16 protein-coding genes are annotated in these 17,727 nt (G+C 60.1%); 2 read left to right on the forward strand and 14 right to left on the reverse strand.

Annotation, left to right across the window (positions count from 1 at the left end):
• Nucleotides 1-11: 11 nt before the first annotated feature.
• From folA to AAIE04_RS16430, 3 genes are all read right to left on the reverse strand, one after another.
• Nucleotides 12-494, reverse strand: a complete 483-nt coding sequence (gene folA, locus AAIE04_RS16420; protein ID WP_074055967.1) for a type 3 dihydrofolate reductase — start codon at nucleotides 492-494, stop codon at nucleotides 12-14.
• Between the two features lie 143 nt (nucleotides 495-637).
• A complete protein-coding gene (locus tag AAIE04_RS16425) occupies nucleotides 638-1,102 on the reverse strand; it encodes a threonine/serine exporter (protein WP_019455036.1) in 465 nt (154 codons plus the stop codon).
• A complete protein-coding gene (locus tag AAIE04_RS16430) occupies nucleotides 1,099-1,899 on the reverse strand; it encodes a threonine/serine exporter family protein (protein WP_019455035.1) in 801 nt (266 codons plus the stop codon). The genes AAIE04_RS16425 and AAIE04_RS16430 overlap by 4 nt, the downstream gene beginning before the upstream one ends.
• A gap of 127 nt (nucleotides 1,900-2,026) precedes the next feature.
• On the opposite strand from AAIE04_RS16430, the gene AAIE04_RS16435 reads away from it, so the two are divergent.
• Nucleotides 2,027-2,641 carry a LysE family translocator gene (locus tag AAIE04_RS16435; RefSeq protein ID WP_019455034.1) on the forward strand — a complete coding sequence of 205 codons (615 nt, stop codon included), beginning with the start codon at nucleotides 2,027-2,029 and terminating at the stop codon, nucleotides 2,639-2,641.
• A gap of 36 nt (nucleotides 2,642-2,677) precedes the next feature.
• On the opposite strand, the gene kefC is transcribed toward AAIE04_RS16435, so the two are convergent.
• The 8 genes from kefC to pvcA form a co-directional block, all read right to left on the reverse strand.
• The gene (kefC, locus tag AAIE04_RS16440; protein ID WP_019455033.1) at nucleotides 2,678-4,540 is read right to left on the reverse strand and encodes a glutathione-regulated potassium-efflux system protein KefC; all 1,863 of its coding nucleotides are present in this window, start codon (nucleotides 4,538-4,540) and stop codon (nucleotides 2,678-2,680) included.
• Nucleotides 4,533-5,090 (reverse strand): glutathione-regulated potassium-efflux system oxidoreductase KefF, encoded by a 558-nt coding sequence (gene kefF / locus AAIE04_RS16445; RefSeq protein WP_063918140.1) that lies wholly within the window; start codon nucleotides 5,088-5,090, stop codon nucleotides 4,533-4,535. The genes kefC and kefF overlap by 8 nt, the downstream gene beginning before the upstream one ends.
• A 171-nt stretch (nucleotides 5,091-5,261) precedes the next feature.
• Complete coding sequence (gene carB, locus AAIE04_RS16450; protein WP_019455031.1) at nucleotides 5,262-8,486, reverse strand: carbamoyl-phosphate synthase large subunit; 3,225 nt, start codon at nucleotides 8,484-8,486, stop codon at nucleotides 5,262-5,264.
• A gap of 16 nt (nucleotides 8,487-8,502) precedes the next feature.
• A complete protein-coding gene (carA, locus tag AAIE04_RS16455) occupies nucleotides 8,503-9,651 on the reverse strand; it encodes a glutamine-hydrolyzing carbamoyl-phosphate synthase small subunit (RefSeq protein WP_071532848.1) in 1,149 nt (382 codons plus the stop codon).
• A 470-nt stretch (nucleotides 9,652-10,121) separates the two neighbouring features.
• Nucleotides 10,122-10,943 (reverse strand): 4-hydroxy-tetrahydrodipicolinate reductase, encoded by an 822-nt coding sequence (dapB, locus tag AAIE04_RS16460; RefSeq protein ID WP_019455029.1) that lies wholly within the window; start codon nucleotides 10,941-10,943, stop codon nucleotides 10,122-10,124.
• A gap of 262 nt (nucleotides 10,944-11,205) precedes the next feature.
• The gene (locus AAIE04_RS16465) at nucleotides 11,206-12,465 is read right to left on the reverse strand and encodes a glycosyltransferase (protein ID WP_432525831.1); all 1,260 of its coding nucleotides are present in this window, start codon (nucleotides 12,463-12,465) and stop codon (nucleotides 11,206-11,208) included.
• 24 nt (nucleotides 12,466-12,489) lie between these two features.
• Nucleotides 12,490-13,353 carry a TauD/TfdA dioxygenase family protein gene (locus AAIE04_RS16470; RefSeq protein ID WP_019455027.1) on the reverse strand — a complete coding sequence of 288 codons (864 nt, stop codon included), beginning with the start codon at nucleotides 13,351-13,353 and terminating at the stop codon, nucleotides 12,490-12,492.
• 94 nt (nucleotides 13,354-13,447) lie between these two features.
• Nucleotides 13,448-14,416, reverse strand: coding sequence for an L-tyrosine isonitrile synthase (gene pvcA, locus AAIE04_RS16475; protein ID WP_063918138.1), 969 nt, complete (start codon nucleotides 14,414-14,416; stop codon nucleotides 13,448-13,450).
• 211 nt (nucleotides 14,417-14,627) lie between these two features.
• Here pvcA and AAIE04_RS16480 point away from each other — a divergent pair, with 211 nt between their 5' ends.
• The gene (locus AAIE04_RS16480; RefSeq protein ID WP_498577352.1) at nucleotides 14,628-15,533 is read left to right on the forward strand and encodes a LysR family transcriptional regulator; all 906 of its coding nucleotides are present in this window, start codon (nucleotides 14,628-14,630) and stop codon (nucleotides 15,531-15,533) included.
• A gap of 273 nt (nucleotides 15,534-15,806) precedes the next feature.
• On the opposite strand, the gene ispH is transcribed toward AAIE04_RS16480, so the two are convergent.
• Genes ispH through lspA form a run of 3 tightly spaced genes read right to left on the reverse strand, consistent with a single transcriptional unit; the run spans nucleotide 15,807 to nucleotide 17,722 of the window.
• Nucleotides 15,807-16,760 (reverse strand): 4-hydroxy-3-methylbut-2-enyl diphosphate reductase, encoded by a 954-nt coding sequence (ispH, locus tag AAIE04_RS16485; protein WP_004932946.1) that lies wholly within the window; start codon nucleotides 16,758-16,760, stop codon nucleotides 15,807-15,809.
• Complete coding sequence (gene fkpB, locus AAIE04_RS16490) at nucleotides 16,741-17,211, reverse strand: FKBP-type peptidyl-prolyl cis-trans isomerase (RefSeq protein ID WP_019455024.1); 471 nt, start codon at nucleotides 17,209-17,211, stop codon at nucleotides 16,741-16,743. Before fkpB ends, ispH begins: the two co-directional genes overlap by 20 nt.
• Before the next feature lies 1 nt (nucleotide 17,212).
• Nucleotides 17,213-17,722 carry a signal peptidase II gene (lspA, locus tag AAIE04_RS16495; RefSeq protein WP_019455023.1) on the reverse strand — a complete coding sequence of 170 codons (510 nt, stop codon included), beginning with the start codon at nucleotides 17,720-17,722 and terminating at the stop codon, nucleotides 17,213-17,215.
• Nucleotides 17,723-17,727: the final 5 nt, after the last annotated feature.

The raw sequence follows: 17,727 nt of genomic DNA on the forward strand, positions 1-17,727 counted from the left end.
ACGCGCTGAAATCAGCGGCGCTGCAGGATCTCGAAGCAGTAGCTGTGCGAGTTCAGATCGTCGGCGTCGTGGAACTCGCTGAAGGTGGTTTCCCACTCGTCCGGCTCGTAGTCCGGGAAGTGGGTATCGCCGCCGACTTCGGCGTCGATGTGCGTCAGGTACAGGCGATCGGCGCGCGGCAGCAGCTGGGTATAGATGCGCCCGCCGCCGATCACCATCACTTCTTCCACGTCGCCGGCGGCGGCCAGCGCCTCATCCAGCGAAGTCGCCCAGGTCACCCCGGCTTCGCTGCCCGGGCGGCTGCTCAAAACGATATTGTGCCGGCCCGGCAGCGGGCGGCCGATGGACTCGAAGGTCTTGCGGCCCATAATAACCGGCTTATTCAACGTGTTGCGTTTAAACCACGCAAGGTCCGCCGGCAGGTGCCACGGCATGGCGTTTTCCATGCCAATAACGCGATCCGCCGCCAAGGCAGCGATCAGGCTGATAATCATTGTTTAACCCTGTGTAGGCAGCAAAATTGGTGACACTATACGTAAAGGCCTGAGTGCCGTCGATAGGCTAATCAAGCAAGATGAATATATAAGATAGCTCTTATCAGCATATCTAATAACCAACGTTCTTCCGCCGGGAAATTTCACACGCCGGGGCGTTTGCGGTACAGCCACAGACCCGGTAACGACAGGCCGATCGACAAGGCGCCGACGATGAAACTGGCCTTGAGGAAGTTGGTGATCATGGTCTCCATCAAGGCCTCGCTGTAGCCCAGATGCGAGATCTCTACCACAGTTATCATCGCGGTATAGGCGGAAATGCCGGGGAACATCGGGATCACCGCCGCCACAGTGAATACCTTCGGGTGCGCCAGCAGCCAGCGCGACCAATAGATGCCGATGATGCCGATCAGGATCGCCGCCAGCAACGAGGCCCACTCGATGTTCATGCCGCCGTGCATCATCAGCATGCGCGAACCGCGCCCGATAGCCCCGAGCAACGCACAATAGCGCAGCGCACGCAGCGGCACGTTGAACACCATGGCGAAGCCCAGCGCCGGCACCGCCGCCAACAGCATCTCCTGCAACAAGGCCCACAGCAGATTCATGACCACCCCCGCAGATCCCACAGCGACATCGCCATCACCACGCCGATACAGGTCGCCAACGTCAACAGGCTGGCCATCGCCCAGCGTGCCAGCCCGGTATTCACATGCCCTTTGAACATGTCGGCCACCGCGTTGATCAACGGAAAGCCCGGCACCAGCAGCAGCACGCTGGCGGCCATCGCCACGCTCGAGGTATCTTTAAACGCCGGCAGGCGCAGCAGCAATCCGGAGATCGACGTAGCGACAAACGCCGTCAGGCAGAAATTGATCAACGGATTCATATGCCGGGCGGTGAGGATTTGGCGCACCAACATCGCCGTGCCGCTGGCGATAAAGGTCACCAGGAAGGCGTCGCCACCGCCGCCGTTGAGCATGCTGAAGCACCCGCAGGACAACCCCACCATCAGCACCACCAGCCAGCGCGGATAGCGCAGCGGCCGGATCCTTTCAAAGCGGCGCGCCACGTCGTGCGCATCCGCCAGGTGGTGCTCGGCGAGGATCACGATATGCTGCACTTCGGTCACCACCTGCATATTGATGCCGCGATCGACGTTCTTGCGGGTGGTGGTCAGGCAGGCGCCGTGGCTGAGGGTGGTCAGCACCACCGCATTGGCGGAGATCGAGCTTTCCACGCTGTCCATCCCCAGCGCCAACCCCAGGCGGGTCGACAGCTGTTCCACCACCGTGCTCTCGGCGCCGTGCTGCAACAGCAGCAACGCGCATTGAATGCACAGGCGGGTGATTTCACGCTGTTGCCGATGCGGTTCCGGCATGTCTGTGGCGGTAGTCTGCTGCATGGTGCTCCGTCGCGGGTGGTAGATGAATTATTATCATAGAGCCTAACAATACCTCATTGGGTTGATGCGCATCAGAGGAAGCGGCGTTATTATCGCCAGAATTCTGCCTTTTGCGCGAGACGCTCCCATGCTTGAAACTTCGCTGTTCGTCGCCGGCATCGCCACCCTTGGCATGCTCTCCCCCGGCCCGGATTTTTTCCTGGTGATTAAAAACGCCGCCCGCTACCCGCGCCTGGCCGCCATGATGACCGCCTTCGGCGTGATCTGCGGCGTCGCCACCCACATGTCCTACTGCGTCGCCGGGCTGGCGGTGGTGATCACCACTACGCCGTGGCTGTTCAACCTGCTGAAATACGCCGGGGCGGTGTATCTGGTGTGGATCGGCATCCAGGCGCTGCTGTCGCGCGGCGGCGGCAAAATGAACGTCAGCAATCTGCCGCAGCAGCAGGTCAGCCTGAAGAGCGCCTTTGCGCAAGGCTACCTGTGCAATCTGCTGAACCCAAAGGCCACCCTGTTCTTCCTGGCGGTGTTCACCCAGGTGCTGCAGATCGATTCTGGCCTGGGCGACAAACTGTGGTACGCGGGGATTATTCTCGGCCTGTCGGTCATCTGGTGGCCGCTGCTGGTATTCCTGATCCAAAGCGGACCGGTACGCCGCGGGCTGGAGAAGGCACAGAAGGTCGTCGACAAATTGCTGGGCGGCATGCTGATCGCCTTAGGCATCAAGGTCGCGCTGAGCTGAACAAAAAAACGGGGCGCCATCGCGGCGCCCCTGTTGTTATCCTTTGGCTTCTTTGGCTTCCACCACTTCGTCTTCCGGCGCCTTGCCGTCGATACTGCCGCGCCAACCGGTCTGCTGCACCCGCGCCAACCGATTCTGATCCTGCTCGATGGCCGCGCTGAGCATCTCCTTGGCCCGTTGCAGGCTGGCGATACGGAATTCAGTGTCCTGATAATTCTCCAGCGTATCTTCCAGCATCTTCAGGTTATAGCGACGGAAAGTGTCCGCTTTCTCGCGCGCTTCATAGGCGTCCAGTCCCAGCAATTCCAGCGTTTCACGGCCGATGCGCAGCGAGCTTTCGAAGGTTTCGCGCTCCGGTTTTTCCACCCCCAGCTGCCGCAGCTGATACCAGTGGTCGACGTCGCGCGCCCGCGCCACCACCTTCAGATGCGGGAAGTGCTGCCTGGCCAGCTCGGTTAACGCCAGGCTGTCCTCCACATCGTCGATGGCGTTGATCAGCACCTTGGCGTGGGCGGCGCCGGCGGCCTCCAGCAGATCGGCCCGCGTGGCGTCGCCGTAGAACACCTTGGTGTCGAATTTGCGCAGCGTTTCGATATGATCCGGATCGTGATCCAGTACCACGGTGTGCACGCCGTTGGCCAACAGCAGACGACCGGCGATCTGACCGAAACGGCCGAAACCGGCGATGATCACGCTGGCATTTTCGTCGTCAATAACGTCAGCCGGGCGCTCCTCTTTCGGCGCATTTTTCTCCAGCTGCGCGGCGATCACCAACAGCAGCGGCGTGGCCGCCATCGACAGCGCCACCGCCAGCGTCAGCGACTTGGCCCACTCGACCGGCAAAACGCCGGCCAGCTGCGCCGCGCTGAAGATAACGAAAGCGAACTCACTGCCCTGGCCCAGCAAAATGGCGAACAGGCCGCGCTGGCGTTTCGGCACCCCAAGCAGCGGCCCGATCAGCCACAGCAGCGCCGCTTTGATCAGCATAAAGCCCAGCAGCAGCGAGGCGATCAGCAGCGGATGATGGAACAGGGTGCCGAAATCGATCGACATGCCGACGCCGATGAAGAACAGCCCCAGCAGCAGCCCTTTGAATGGCTGAATATCGCTCTCCAGCGCGTGGCGGTATTCCGAGCTCGCCAGCAGTACCCCGGCGAGAAACGCCCCCATCGCCATCGACAGCCCGGCCATCTCCAGCAGGATGCCGAAGCCGAACACCAGGAACAGCGCCACGGCGCTGAATACCTCGCGCATGCCCGAGCGGGCGACGAAATGCAGCAGCGGGCGGGTGACGTAGCGGCCGAGCAGCACCACCATCACCAGCGCGCCCACCACCTTGGCCGCCGACAGCACGAATGCGCCCAGCGTGGTGCTGGCGCCGCTGCTGGCCAGCAGTGGGATCATCGCCACCAGCGGGATCGCCGCGATGTCCTGGAACAGCAGCACCGCAAACGCGCTGCGGCCGATCGGAGACGGCGTCAAATTGCGTTCGCTCATCGCCTGCATGGCGATGGCGGTGGATGAGAGCGCCAGCGTCAAACCGATCAGCAGCGCCACCTTCCAGTTGAGGCCAAGGAAGTAACAGAAAGCGCTCAGCGCCAGGCCGCAGCCTACCATCTGAATGCTGCCGCCGCCGAACACCGAGGCGCGCAGCGTCCACAGCCGCTTGGGATCCAGCTCCAGACCGATGATAAACAGCATCAGCACCACGCCGATCTCGGCGAAGGTGAGGATCGACTCGGCGTCCGACACCAGTTTCAGCCCCCAGGGGCCGATGATGCAGCCGGCGATCAGGTAACCGAGCACCGAGCCCAGCCCCAGCCGCACCGCGATCGGTACAAATAACGCGGCGGAGCCGAGATAGATCAGCCCCTCGATCATCATATGGTGATTATCCATGGCTGGCCTCCCCGGTTTCCGCTTCGGCGTGTTCCATCAGGTAGTCGACCAACCGCTGCCGGTAGGCTTCACCGGCAGCGAGCAACGCCGGTTCGTTGCAGGTAAAGGTGTTGTGCAGGGCGAAATACGGCTGCCAGTTCATGCCGCAATAGATCGCCGTGGCCTGCAGCGGCTGCGCCAGCGCGGCGAAGTTGGGAAAATCGCCCAGTTCGAAATGGTGCTCGTCACCGCCGCTGGTTACCGCCCACAGGCAGTCTTTGCCCACCAGCGCATTGCCGTCGTGGCCATAGGCCCAGCCGTGCTCCAGCACTTTATCGATCCACAGCTTCAACAGCGGCGGAAAGCTGTACCACTGCATCGGATGCTGCAACACCACCATGTCGGCGCGCTCCAGCGCCTGCTGTTCGGCATTGATGTCGATATTGAAATCGGGATACAGCTCATACAGCGAGCGCACCTCTACCTCGGGGAGATCCTTCACCGCCTGCAGCAGGCGCTGATTGGCATGCGAATGCCGGGGATACGGGTGAGCATAAATTATCAAAATCATTGTTATCGTCGTTCCTTCGTTCCTTGCCAATACACCAAGCATATACCAATCACACAGAGTGACAGTTTGCCCACTGATTGATAGCGGAAATTTTTAACGCCAGCCGACAAATTTGCTGAATAAAAAAGGGGCGCTGCATTGCAGCGCCCCTGACATAGCGTTATCGCACGGTTACTTGCCGATGCGCGCGTGCATTTCCTGCACCGAAGTGACCTGCTCGGTCGGATCCGCTTTCAGCGCCATCGCGGTGGCGAAGCCGCCGTTCAGCGTAGTGTCGTAGTGCACCTTGTACTGCAGGGCGCTGCGGCGAATCAGCTTGGAGTCTTCAATCGCCTGACGGCCGGCCGTGGTGTTGACGATGTAAGTGTACTCGCCGTTCTTGATACGGTCCTGAATGTGCGGACGCCCTTCGTGCACCTTGTTGACCAGGCGCGGGTTGATGCCTGCTTCGCCCAGCACCACCGCGGTGCCGTGGGTTGCGTCCAGCTCGAAGCCCTGCTTCAGCAGGCTGGCGGCCAGGTCGACCACGCGGGCTTTATCGCCTTCGCGCACCGACAGCAGCGCGCGGCCCTGTTTCTTCATGCCCGAGTTGCTGCCCAGCATCGCTTTGGAGAAGGCTTCCGCGAAGGTGCGGCCCACGCCCATCACTTCCCCGGTAGAGCGCATTTCCGGCCCCAGAATCGGGTCGACGCCCGGGAATTTGTTGAACGGCAGCACCACTTCTTTCACCGAGTAGTACGGCGGGATGATCTCTTCGGTCACACCCTGCTCAACCAGCGTTTTGCCCGCCATCACGCGCGCGGCCACCTTGGCCAGCGGCACGCCGGTGGCTTTGGACACGAACGGCACGGTACGCGCGGCGCGCGGATTGACTTCAATCAGGTAGACTTCGTTGTCTTTCACCGCGAACTGCACGTTCATCAAGCCGCGCACCTGCAGCTCGAACGCCAGTTTTTCCACCTGGCGACGCATCACGTCCTGAATTTCCTGGCTCAGGGTGTATGCCGGCAGCGAACACGCGGAGTCGCCGGAGTGCACGCCCGCCTGTTCGATGTGCTCCATGATGCCGCCGATCAGCACGCGCTCGCCGTCGCAGATGGCGTCGACGTCCACTTCTACCGCATCGTCCAGGAAGCGGTCCAGCAGCACCGGCGCATCGTTGGACACGCTGACCGCGGTCTGGAAGTAACGGCGCAGGTCGGTTTCGTCATAGACGATTTCCATCGCCCGGCCGCCCAGCACGTAGGAAGGGCGCACCACCAGCGGATAGCCGATGCCCGCCGCCTTCTCCACTGCCTGCTCGATGGCGGTGACGGTGGCGTTGGCCGGCTGCTTCAGGCCCAGGCGGTTTACCGCCTGCTGGAAGCGTTCGCGGTCTTCGGCGCGGTCGATGGCGTCCGGGCTGGTGCCGATGATCGGCACGCCTGCGGCTTCCAGCTCGCGCGCCAGCTTCAGCGGAGTCTGGCCGCCGTACTGTACGATAACGCCTTTCGGCTTCTCGATGCGCACGATTTCCAGCACGTCTTCCAGCGTTACCGGCTCAAAGTACAGACGGTCGGAGGTGTCGTAGTCGGTGGAGACGGTTTCCGGGTTACAGTTGACCATGATGGTCTCGTAGCCGTCTTCGCGCAGCGCCAGCGAGGCGTGCACGCAGCAGTAGTCGAACTCGATGCCCTGGCCGATACGGTTCGGCCCGCCGCCCAGCACCATCACTTTCGGCCGGTCGTTGGTCGGATTGGACTCGCACTCTTCTTCATAAGTGGAGTACATGTAGGCGGTGTCGGTGGCGAATTCCGCCGCACAGGTGTCCACGCGCTTGTACACCGGGTGCAAACCGTGGCTGTGGCGCAGCTTGCGAATTTCGCTCTCGGCGACGCCGGCCAGCTTGGCCAGGCGCGCATCGGCGAAGCCTTTGCGCTTCAGGGTGCGCAGGAACTCTTTGTTCAGGCCGTTGATGCCCGCGTCGGCCACCTGCTCTTCCAGGCGCACCAGCTCTTCAATCTGCACCAGGAACCAGCGGTCGACGTTGGTCAGGTTGAAGACGCCGTCGACCGACAGACCGGCGCGGAAGGCGTCGGCGATGTACCAGATGCGGTCGGAACCGGCGTCTTTCAGCTCGCGGCGAATTTTGGTCAGCGCTTCCGGATCGTCCAGGCTCACTTTCGGGTCGAAACCGGTGGCGCCCACTTCCAGGCCGCGCAGCGCTTTCTGCAGCGACTCCTGTTGGGTGCGGCCGATGGCCATCACTTCACCGACCGACTTCATCTGGGTGGTCAGGCGATCGTTGGCGCCGGCGAACTTCTCGAAGTTGAAGCGCGGGATCTTGGTGACGACGTAGTCGATGGACGGCTCGAACGACGCCGGGGTGCGGCCGCCGGTGATGTCGTTCATCAGTTCATCGAGGGTGTAACCCACCGCCAGCTTGGCGGCGATCTTGGCGATTGGGAAGCCGGTGGCTTTCGACGCCAGCGCCGAAGAGCGCGATACGCGCGGGTTCATTTCGATGACGATCAGGCGGCCGGTTTTCGGGTTGACCGAGAACTGCACGTTGGAGCCGCCGGTTTCGACGCCGATCTCACGCAGCACCGCCATCGAGGCGTTGCGCATGATTTGGTATTCCTTGTCGGTCAGGGTCTGGGCCGGCGCGACGGTGATCGAGTCGCCGGTGTGGATGCCCATGGCGTCGAAGTTTTCGATGGAGCAAACAATGATGCAGTTGTCGTTCTTATCACGCACCACTTCCATCTCGTACTCTTTCCAACCGATCAGCGATTCGTCGATCAGCAGCTCGTTGGTCGGCGACAGATCCAGACCGCGTTCGCAGATTTCTTCGAACTCTTCACGGTTGTAAGCGATGCCGCCGCCGGTACCGCCCATGGTAAAGGAAGGACGGATGATGCACGGGAAGCCGACGTCAGCGGCAACCGCCAGCGCTTCTTCCATGGTGTGCGCGATGCCGGAGCGCGCGGTATCCAGACCGATCTTCTTCATCGCCACGTCGAAACGGCGACGGTCTTCGGCCTTGTCGATCGCATCGGCGGTGGCGCCGATCATGGTGACGCCGAACTCGGCCAGTACGCCCTGACGCTCCAGCTCCAGCGCGCAGTTCAGCGCCGTCTGGCCGCCCATGGTCGGCAGCACCGCATCCGGGCGCTCTTTTTCGATGATCTTGCGTACCACTTCCCAGTGGATCGGCTCAATGTAGGTAGCGTCGGCCATTTCCGGGTCGGTCATGATAGTCGCCGGGTTGGAGTTGACCAAAATGACGCGGTAGCCCTCTTCGCGCAGCGCTTTACACGCCTGGGCGCCAGAGTAGTCGAACTCACACGCCTGACCGATAACGATCGGGCCCGCGCCGAGGATCAGGATGCTTTTTATGTCTGTACGTTTTGGCATTTTTTACTGCTCCTGATTATTTGGCGTTAGAACGGTAAGTCTCAATCAGTTCGATAAAGTGATCGAACAGCGGCGCGGCGTCGTGCGGGCCAGGGCTGGCTTCCGGGTGCCCCTGGAAACTGAACGCCGCCTTGTCGGTGCGGTGAATGCCCTGCACCGTGTGGTCGAACAGCGATTTGTGCGTCACGCGCAGGTTCGCCGGCAGGTTATTCTCGTCTACCGCAAAGCCGTGGTTCTGCGCGGTGATCATCACGGTATTGTTGTCCAGATCCTTCACCGGGTGGTTGCCGCCGTGGTGGCCGAGCTTCATCTTCATGGTTTTCGCCCCGCTGGCCAGTGCCAGCAGCTGGTGGCCCAGACAGATGCCGAACACCGGAATGTCGGTTTCCAGGAACTGTTTGATGGCGGCGATGGCGTAGTCGCACGGCTCCGGGTCACCCGGGCCGTTGGACAGGAAGATGCCGTCCGGATTCATTTTCAGCACCTCGTCGGCCGGGGTCTGCGCCGGCACCACGGTCAGGCGGCAGCCGCGATCCACCAGCATGCGCAGGATGTTGCGCTTGGCGCCGTAGTCGTAAGCCACCACGTGGAAAGGCAGTTCCGCGGCGGTTTTGGCTTCAGGCAGGTCGCCTTCAAGCGTCCAGCTGCCTTGCTGCCAGCTGTAGGCCTCTTGGGTCGTGACTTCTTTCGCCAGATCCATGCCCTTCAACCCCGGGAAACCTTGCGCCTTGGCCAGGGCCAGCGCGGCGTCCGGCGTATCGGCGGCGACGATGCAGCCGTTCTGGGCGCCCTTCTCGCGCAGCAGGCGGGTCAATTTACGGGTATCGATATCGGCGATCGCCACGATGTTGTGACGCTTGAGGTAGTCGGACAGGCTTTCTTCGTTGCGGTAGTTGCTGGCGATCAGCGGGAGGTCACGAATGACGAGGCCTTGGGCGTGTACTGCGGAGGATTCTTCGTCGGAAGCATTGGTGCCGACATTGCCGATATGAGGATAAGTAAGAGTAACGATCTGGCGGGAATAGGAAGGATCAGTGAGGATTTCTTGATAACCGGTCATCGACGTATTGAAGACCACTTCCCCCACTGCCGTTCCCTCTGCCCCGATGGCCCGACCGTGGAATTGGGTTCCGTCTTCCAGAACCAATAGCGCTGACTTAATCAAAACATCCTCCGAGGAATAATCAATCACAATATTTGCATATTAATTCAGATATCGCGATCTAAATCAATGCAAAAACCGTCCGCGAGGCCAATTTTTGGCAAATTGGGCGCATTTTAATGATGAGTGTTCGGCTTGTCTACCCAAACTGCCATTTTTTGTTTTATTTTTGCAGTTTTCGGTGCTCAAGCGGCTTGAGCGGCGATAAAAACACAGAAAACCGGGGCTGGAAAACGGTTGCGAGGCCGAATGACGGAAAACGGCGCCGGAACGGGCTAAAACAGACGCTAAAATAGCCTCTGGCGGAGAAAAACGAGATAATTAGCAAGATAAACAACAACAAATAAAACCTTTAAAACAAAAAATCAACCAAAGCCATATTTATCATGTTAAAAAAAAGGACAATAAAATTATTGTCCGATTATCATAGTATTACGATCAATACACCCACATCACGATGGTATGCAAATCAATTATAACTGCTCGAGATTCAGCACATCTCGCATATCAAACAGGCCTTTATCTCGATTATACAGCCAGACTGCCGCACGCACCGCGCCGCTGGCAAAAGTCATGCGGCTGGAAGCTTTATGGGTGATCTCCACCCGCTCACCGATGTCGGCAAACATCGCGGTGTGCTCGCCGACGATGTCGCCGGCGCGAATGGTGGCAAAGCCGATGCTTTTCGGATCGCGCTCGCCGGTATGGCCTTCGCGCGCATAGACCGCGCAGCTTTTCAGGTCGCGCCCCAGCGCGCCGGCGATCGCTTCGCCCATCGCCAATGCCGTGCCCGATGGCGCATCCACTTTGTGGCGGTGGTGCGCCTCAACGATTTCGATGTCGGTATAGTCGCCCATCACCTGCGCGGCCTTCTCCAGCAGTTTCAACACCAGGTTGACGCCGACGCTGAAGTTGGCGGCAAACACGATGCCGATATGCTGCGCCGCATCGCGGATCGCCTGCTTGCCGGCGTCATCGAAGCCGGTGGTGCCAATCACCATCGCCTTGTGGTGCGCCACGCAAAAATCCAGGTAGCTCCGCGTGCTTTCCGGACGGGTGAAGTCGATCAGAATGTCGAACTCGCTCGCCACTTTCTCCAGGCTGTCGCTTACCTTGACACCCAGCGCGCCGATGCCCGCCAGCTCACCGGCGTCGACGCCGATCAGGCTGGAGCCCGGTCGCGACAGCGCCGCGCCCAACACTACGCCTTCCGCCTGCTGCACCGCCTGGATCAATTGACGACCCATCCGGCCGCCGGCGCCCGCAATCGCAATGCGGATTTGTGAATCTTTCATGCTTGCTCTCTTCTTGATTTAACGCGTATCCCATTAATCCATCGATTCAGGGTAACTGCCCCGCTTGCGCGCCGCCAGAGGATTCATGACATCATTAGAAAATGATGATATTCCCCCGCTTCCATCAGCGGCGCTGTCATAAGATTAACATTCAACCGATTTGGCGGCCTGCGGCGATTGTACATAATCATGCAGTTTCCATTGAGAAAAAATGCAGAAAAAAGGCGCCGAAAACGGCGCCTGGGAAGGAGGTGCAGCGAGATCAGGCGGTAATAGCCGCCACTTCGTTGGCTATCGCCGTTAGCGCATCGTGGCGGGCATAATCTTCACGCACCAGCGCCGCGCGTTGGCGGTAGATCGGCTGCTGCAGAATACGCGACGCCGCCGCCAGGATCTGTTCTGCGCTCGGCGTGCTGGTGTGCAGGCTGATGCCGCAACCGGCAGCGACCACGCGCGCCGCCGCCTCCAGCTTATCCTCGCCGGTGCCGGCGACGATCAGCGGCACGCCGCTGTCCAGCGCATAGTTGATCGAGCCGTAACCGCCGTTGGTGATCAGCAGCGACGCCCGCGGCAGCCAGCGTTCGAAGGAGATAAACTCCCGCACTCTGGCGTTGTCCGGCAACGCGTCCATCAGCCCTGCCGTCGCCCGCCCGCCGGTGGTGGCCAACACCCGCACCGGCAGATGCGCCAGCGCCTGCAGCGTCGGCACGATCAGCTGATGCAGATCGACGTTGGCCAACGTGCCCTGAGACACGATCACCAGCGGCCGATCATCGTCCGCCTCCCACAGCGTCTCTTCCGCCGCCGGTTGACCGCCGCTGCGCAGCGGACCGACGAAGCGCACGCCGCTCGGCAGATCGTCGCGCTCATATTCCAGCGCCGTGGTGGCCAACTGCAGGAAACGCTCGCAGCCGCCGATCAGCGCATCGGTAAACGGGCGAGTCAGCGCCCGCCCGCCGGCCTGCACCAGCGCCGCATCGAAGCTCCGCTGCACCTCATCAAGCAACACGCGCGTCTCTTCATCCACCAATTGCTCGCGGGTCAGCGCCTGCGGCAACAGCGCCGGCGGGATGCGCGGGCCATAAAAAATGGCGTCACGCGAAGAATACGACAGCGGCGTAACGCCGATACCGAAGACCGGCGGCCGTTCGGCGGACTGCAGCAGCGGCAATACGCCGTAGAAGCAGTTCTCCACCATCAGCAAATCGGTCTTTTCGGCGGCAATGGCCGCACGCAGCTGCCGATCCAGCAGCGGGATCGGCGCGGCGAAGAAATCCTTCAGCGCCAGCGCCATCTGCGCATTGCCCGGCGGCAGCGCGGCGCGCTGCGGAAAGTGCTCTTCCAGGTGGCGATAATCGAAGTCCACCTGCGCGTCGAACGGTACGAAGTTCGCCCCAGCCGCTTCGGCGCGTTCGCGAAACAGCGCGCCGGTCATCACCCGCACCTGATGCCCTTGGGCGATCAGGTGACGAGCGATAGCTAACATCGGGTAGACGTGCCCCGGAGTGGCGACCGCCGCCATCAGTATCCTTGCCATAATGCTCCTTTACGCTTCTGCGTTGGCCGGCTTCAGCGCCAGATTGGCGCACACCGGGTTGCTCTGAATATGCACGCGCTGCAAATGACGCGCGGAACGGGCGGTAAAGCCCTCACGGCCGTGCAGCAGCGAGAAGTTGTCCGCCACTACCACGTCGCCCTGCTGCCACTGGTGGGCATAATAGTGACGCGGATCGTACAGGTGCTGCTGCAGGGTGTGGTGGAACTGTTCCTGCTGTTGCTCCGGCACACCGTGATATTCCAGCGCATGCTGGTTGAGGAATTTTTTGCCTTCCGTCGGCGGTTCATTGTAGCGCATGATCAATCCCCTGCCGTTCGGGTGCTGCACCACCAGCGGCGAACAGACTTCACCGCCGTAGTGCACCACCTGCTTAATGCGGTAAGTGATCGACACCGACAGCCACTGATCCAGCAGCGCTTCGTCCGCGTTGGCCAACAGTCGCGTGGTATCGACGAAGGTGGTGCATCCGCCTTCATCCTGCGATGGCGCCGCCACGCAGTGGAACAGCTGGAACTCGGGGATGGTCGGCTTATACATGCCATCCCAATGCAGCGGAACGTAGCTGCTGTCGAAGATATGATCCTTGGCGTCCGGATGTTCTTTCACGTCCAGCACCGCGCCGAACGGCCACATCATGATCTCGCCCCAGCGTTCGGCATAGCGAGTCAGGACATCCGCGTCGCTGAAACCGGAGTCGAATCCGCGCAGCACCAGCAAGTGGTGCTCCTGCGCCAGCGCCCGCAGTGCCGCCACCGGCAGTTCGCCGATCTTTTGCCCCGGGTGCTGCGGCGTCAGGATCGCGCCGAACGGGGTATTCAGTTGAATGTGGCAATCAAGCGGTTGGTTGTTCATCGGTGATTCTCCTTGCATCGAATGTGCTGCTCACACGGCAACGTGCCGTCAAAAACGCGCCCGCCAGGATTTCGGGCGCAAGGCCTGCAGAGGCTCAGGCCATCTGCGGCTGTTCGATCAGGTAATGGCTCGGCGTGCCGCGGATTTCCACCAGTTCGCCGTCCAGGCTCTGCGCGTCTTTGCGCTTCATCAGCACGAACTGGCCGTTCACGTTGGCCGCCACGCCGTGCCACGGCGTCAACCAATCGTCTTTGGTCGGCATCATGTGGATACCCATCTTCAGGCTGTCGACCGGCTGCGGGTGAATCGACAGGCGGATCGCCGCCGGGAAGTGCTGCGCCAGCAGGTTGCCCCAGGCCCAGCTGCGCTGAATAACCCCGCAGGCGCGCTGTTTGGCGTCTTTCTGCAGTGCGGCGTTGGAACCGCTGTAACCCGGCAGTTGGCTATCTTCATACAGGAAGCGCGTGATGGCGCGATAAAGCAGTAAGCCCTGTTCGTCCTGCATCAGCTGTTGCTTGATCGCCTCCTCCGGTTCGGCATAGCCTTCCACCAACAGTTGGCGCAGCAGATCGTAATCATCGGTATGTTCGGCCAGGCCTTTGACATCCCCGAGGTTGAATACGCTGAGATGCGTCGCGCCCACTTCATGCAGCAGGTTTTCAATTTCGCGCTGGTAGTGGTTGATCGCTTCGTCACTGACGCGGATCAGATCGCCGAACACGTGGCCGTCGGAGCAGATAACGATATGCGCGCCCGGCGGGTAGTAGAGTTGAATGCGCTGGCACAGCGAATTGAGGAAGATCAGCGACAGACGCTCCGCCATGTCCGGCACCGCGCCGATCACCTTGTTGGCATTAGGCGATTTGGTCGGAAAGGCGGGCAGCACGAACTCGATGCGCTGTTCGTTTTCAATGAATGCCCGAATGCGCGGCAATTGCACCTGGGTGACCCGCCGCTCTTCATCGGCAATCGAGGTGCCATCACCGCCGGGGAAGCGGCGACGGTATTGCAATAATTCACGTAGTATCTTTAACGATATTTCTTCTTTCTGAGCGCTGTCCACAATGAGCTCCTGTTGCGATGTGGCGCGGGTGTATTATTGATAAGCGCAATAAGATTTATCAAAAAGAGAAAAATCCCTGCGGAATAATAACCAGCCCGGCGTTTATATGCTTCAGGCAATATAGAAGAGATGGTGCTATATTATTAGCCCGTATAACTCACAATCTTGGTTAAGTTGTGCTTAACAAACTATGAGCAATATTTTAAGACGTATGGCCATTTTCTCAAAAGTGGTCGATTGCGGCGCATTCAGCATGGCGGCAAAAGAATTGGGCATGACGACTTCCGCCGTTAGCCAGCATATTCGCCAGTTGGAAGAACATCTGGGCATTCAATTACTGCTGCGCTCGACGCGCTCATTGAGTCTGACCGAAGCCGGGCTGTGCTTTTATGAAGATTGCCTGTTGATGATCCACGCCGCCGAACGAGGCCAACAACGGATCGCCGCGCTGCGCGGCGAACTGGTCGGCGAGCTGCGCGTCGCCACCTCCACCGAATTCGCCACTCACTACCTGGTGCCGGCGCTGCAAAGTTTTCTCGACGAACATCCCCGCCTCACGCTGCGGTTGGAAATCCATGATGAGAAGATAGATCTCATCACGCAGCGCATCGATCTGGCGATACGCGGCGGCGTGCTGGCGGACTCCAGCTACGTTTCCACGCGGCTGGCGCGCTGCCGCGAAGTGCTGTGCGCCTCGCCGGCTTACCTGGCGCATCACGGCGTGCCGGATTCGCCACAGGCGCTGACGCACCACCAATGGGTCACCTTTACACCGCTCGGCAACCCGCAGTTTGTTCGTCTGATCCACCGCGACGGCGGCGAGCACCGCATGCGCATGACCGGTCGCTTGTTCACCAACAGCGGCATGGCGATGAAGGAACTGGCGCTGACCGGCAAAGGCATCATTCGCAATTTCTTCGCCAACGTTGAGCGAGAATTGCGCAGCGGCGAACTGATAGAAATATTGCCCGACTGGCGATTACCGGAAATTAATTGCTATGCCATAATGCCGCGCAGGGAGATCCAGCCATTAAAAGTGCGACGATTACTGGAGCATATGAAGATCTATTTACAGAAGAAAGGATTAAACGACATAGAACAGATTCGCCAAGAATAAAATAAGAAACATCTGCAACATCACTATTGTAATTATTGTAATCACGCTGCCAACACCAGGCTCATTTAGATTGCAGACTAATGATATTCTGATTAATGACTTTATTGTCAGACCATATAATTAATTACGCAGAAGCTATTTCAAATGCTCAGAATGAATTTGACTTTAGTTAGCAGAAAATTTGAATATTCGCAGGATTTTATTTTTAACGCCGCAGCCAGCCAAAAAAAACGGGAAGCCTGAGCTCCCCGTGGTTATCGTTATTCACGCACCTTAATCGATCTGACGCACATCCACGCGCAACTCTTTCGGCACTTCAAACACGATATTCTCTTCACGCCCGCTGATCTCATGCACGTCCAGGCCACCCAGCGCTTTCAGGCGAGAGATCACCTCCTGCACCAGCACGTCCGGCGCTGAAGCACCGGCGGTGACGCCGATGTTGCGCGCTTCGCTCAGCCAGCTTTCCTGAATATCCGCCGCCGAGTCGATAAGATAAGCCGGTTTGCCGACGCGCTGCGCCAGCTCCGCCAGACGGTTGGAGTTGGAGGAGTTTTTCGACCCCACTACCAGCACCACGTCCGCATCGCCGGCCAGATTGCGCACCGCTTCCTGACGGTTGGTGGTGGCGTAACAGATATCATCCTTGCGCGGGCCGATAATGCTCGGGAAACGCTGCCGCAGCGCGTCGATCACGTCCGAGGTATCATCTACCGACAGCGTGGTCTGCGTCATGAAGCACAGGTTATTTTCGTCCTTCACCTGCAGCTTCCACACGTCATCCGGCGACTCGACCAGGTACATGCCGCCCTGCGGGTTGCTGTACTGGCCCATGGTGCCTTCCACCTCCGGGTGCCCGGCGTGACCGATCAGAATAGCTTCGGTGCCGCGGCGGCTGGCGCGCGCCACTTCCATATGCACCTTGGTCACCAGCGGACAGGTGGCGTCGAACAGCATGGTCAGATCGCGCGCCTTGGCTTCGGCGCGCACCGCCTGAGAAACGCCGTGCGCCGAGAAGATCAGGATAGAACCGTCCGGCACTTCGGCGATCTCTTCGATAAACACCGCGCCGCGCTCACGCAGGCTGTCGACCACGTAGCGGTTGTGCACCACTTCATGCCGCACGTAGATCGGCGCGCCATACAGCTCCAGCGCGCGTTCCACGATGCTGATCGCACGATCGACCCCGGCGCAGAAGCCGCGCGGGTTAGCCAGCAATATTTGCATGCGTCTCCTCCTGCTGCGGATCGATCTCCAGCACTTCGATATCGAAGGTCACTGGATGACCCGCCAGCGGATGGTTGAAATCGACGGTGATCGAGTCTTCCGCCACCGCGCGCACCACGCCCGGCATTTCGCTGCCGTCGATGGCGGTAAACAGCATGATGGTGCCCACGTCCGGCACGCCGGTTTCCGCGAAGTCGCGGCGCGAGAAGAACTGGACCAGATCCGGGTTCTCCGCGCCGAACGCCGCTTCCGGCTGCAGGGTAAAGGCGCATTTGTCGCCCGCGCGCAGGCCGAGCAAATGCGCTTCCAGCGGCGCCGACAGGCTGCCGTCCCCCAGACGGAACAGCGCCGGTTTGCCGCTGCTGCGGGTGGATTCGGCGGTCGAACCGTCTTCCAGTTTCAGCGTAAAGTGAACCAGCACCGCGCTGTCACTGATAACCTGAGCCGTCATATTACTCACCTTTACTCTTTGCGCCTTTGCTCGCCGGCGACAGGAAACCTTCCAGCACGATCATCGCCGCACCCACGCAGATAAAGCTGTCCGCCAGATTGAAGGTCGGGTAGTGCCAATCACCGACGTAGAAGTCGATGAAGTCGACCACGAAACCGTGCCACAGGCGATCAAACAGATTGCCCAACGCCCCGCCGATAATAAAGGCGTAGGCGATGTTGTTCAGCTTCTGCTGCGCAGTGCTGCGGTACATCATCACCAGCAGCACCGCGACGATGGCGATGGCGATGCCGGCGAAGAACCAGCGCTGCCAGCCGCCATGGTCGGCCAGGAAGCTGAACGCAGCGCCGTAGTTGCGCGCGTAAAACAGGTTGAACGACGGGATCAACGGCTGGGACTGGCCCAGCGCAAAGTTAGCGAGGATCCACTGTTTGCTGCCGAAATCCAGCACCAGCACCGCCACCACAACCCACAGCCAACGCAGGCCGGTCGAACAAATTGGTTTACTCATCAGGC

Source organism: Serratia sp. Ae19-1, from assembly GCF_059801225.1.

What these genes read in the sequence shown, in the direction of transcription:
- folA (WP_074055967.1), bottom strand. Translation starts at nt 494, where the DNA reads ATGATTATCAGCCTGATCGCTGCCTTGGCGGCGGATCGCGTTATTGGC.
- AAIE04_RS16425 (WP_019455036.1), bottom strand. Translation starts at nt 1,102, where the DNA reads ATGAATCTGCTGTGGGCCTTGTTGCAGGAGATGCTGTTGGCGGCGGTG.
- AAIE04_RS16430 (WP_019455035.1), bottom strand. Translation starts at nt 1,899, where the DNA reads ATGCAGCAGACTACCGCCACAGACATGCCGGAACCGCATCGGCAACAG.
- AAIE04_RS16435 (WP_019455034.1), top strand. Translation starts at nt 2,027, where the DNA reads ATGCTTGAAACTTCGCTGTTCGTCGCCGGCATCGCCACCCTTGGCATG.
- kefC (WP_019455033.1), bottom strand. Translation starts at nt 4,540, where the DNA reads ATGGATAATCACCATATGATGATCGAGGGGCTGATCTATCTCGGCTCC.
- kefF (WP_063918140.1), bottom strand. Translation starts at nt 5,090, where the DNA reads ATGATTTTGATAATTTATGCTCACCCGTATCCCCGGCATTCGCATGCC.
- carB (WP_019455031.1), bottom strand. Translation starts at nt 8,486, where the DNA reads ATGCCAAAACGTACAGACATAAAAAGCATCCTGATCCTCGGCGCGGGC.
- dapB (WP_019455029.1), bottom strand. Translation starts at nt 10,943, where the DNA reads ATGAAAGATTCACAAATCCGCATTGCGATTGCGGGCGCCGGCGGCCGG.
- AAIE04_RS16465 (WP_432525831.1), bottom strand. Translation starts at nt 12,465, where the DNA reads ATGGCGGCGGTCGCCACTCCGGGGCACGTCTACCCGATGTTAGCTATC.
- AAIE04_RS16470 (WP_019455027.1), bottom strand. Translation starts at nt 13,353, where the DNA reads ATGAACAACCAACCGCTTGATTGCCACATTCAACTGAATACCCCGTTC.
- AAIE04_RS16480 (WP_498577352.1), top strand. Translation starts at nt 14,628, where the DNA reads ATGGCCATTTTCTCAAAAGTGGTCGATTGCGGCGCATTCAGCATGGCG.
- ispH (WP_004932946.1), bottom strand. Translation starts at nt 16,760, where the DNA reads ATGCAAATATTGCTGGCTAACCCGCGCGGCTTCTGCGCCGGGGTCGAT.
- fkpB (WP_019455024.1), bottom strand. Translation starts at nt 17,211, where the DNA reads ATGACGGCTCAGGTTATCAGTGACAGCGCGGTGCTGGTTCACTTTACG.
- lspA (WP_019455023.1), bottom strand. Translation starts at nt 17,722, where the DNA reads ATGAGTAAACCAATTTGTTCGACCGGCCTGCGTTGGCTGTGGGTTGTG.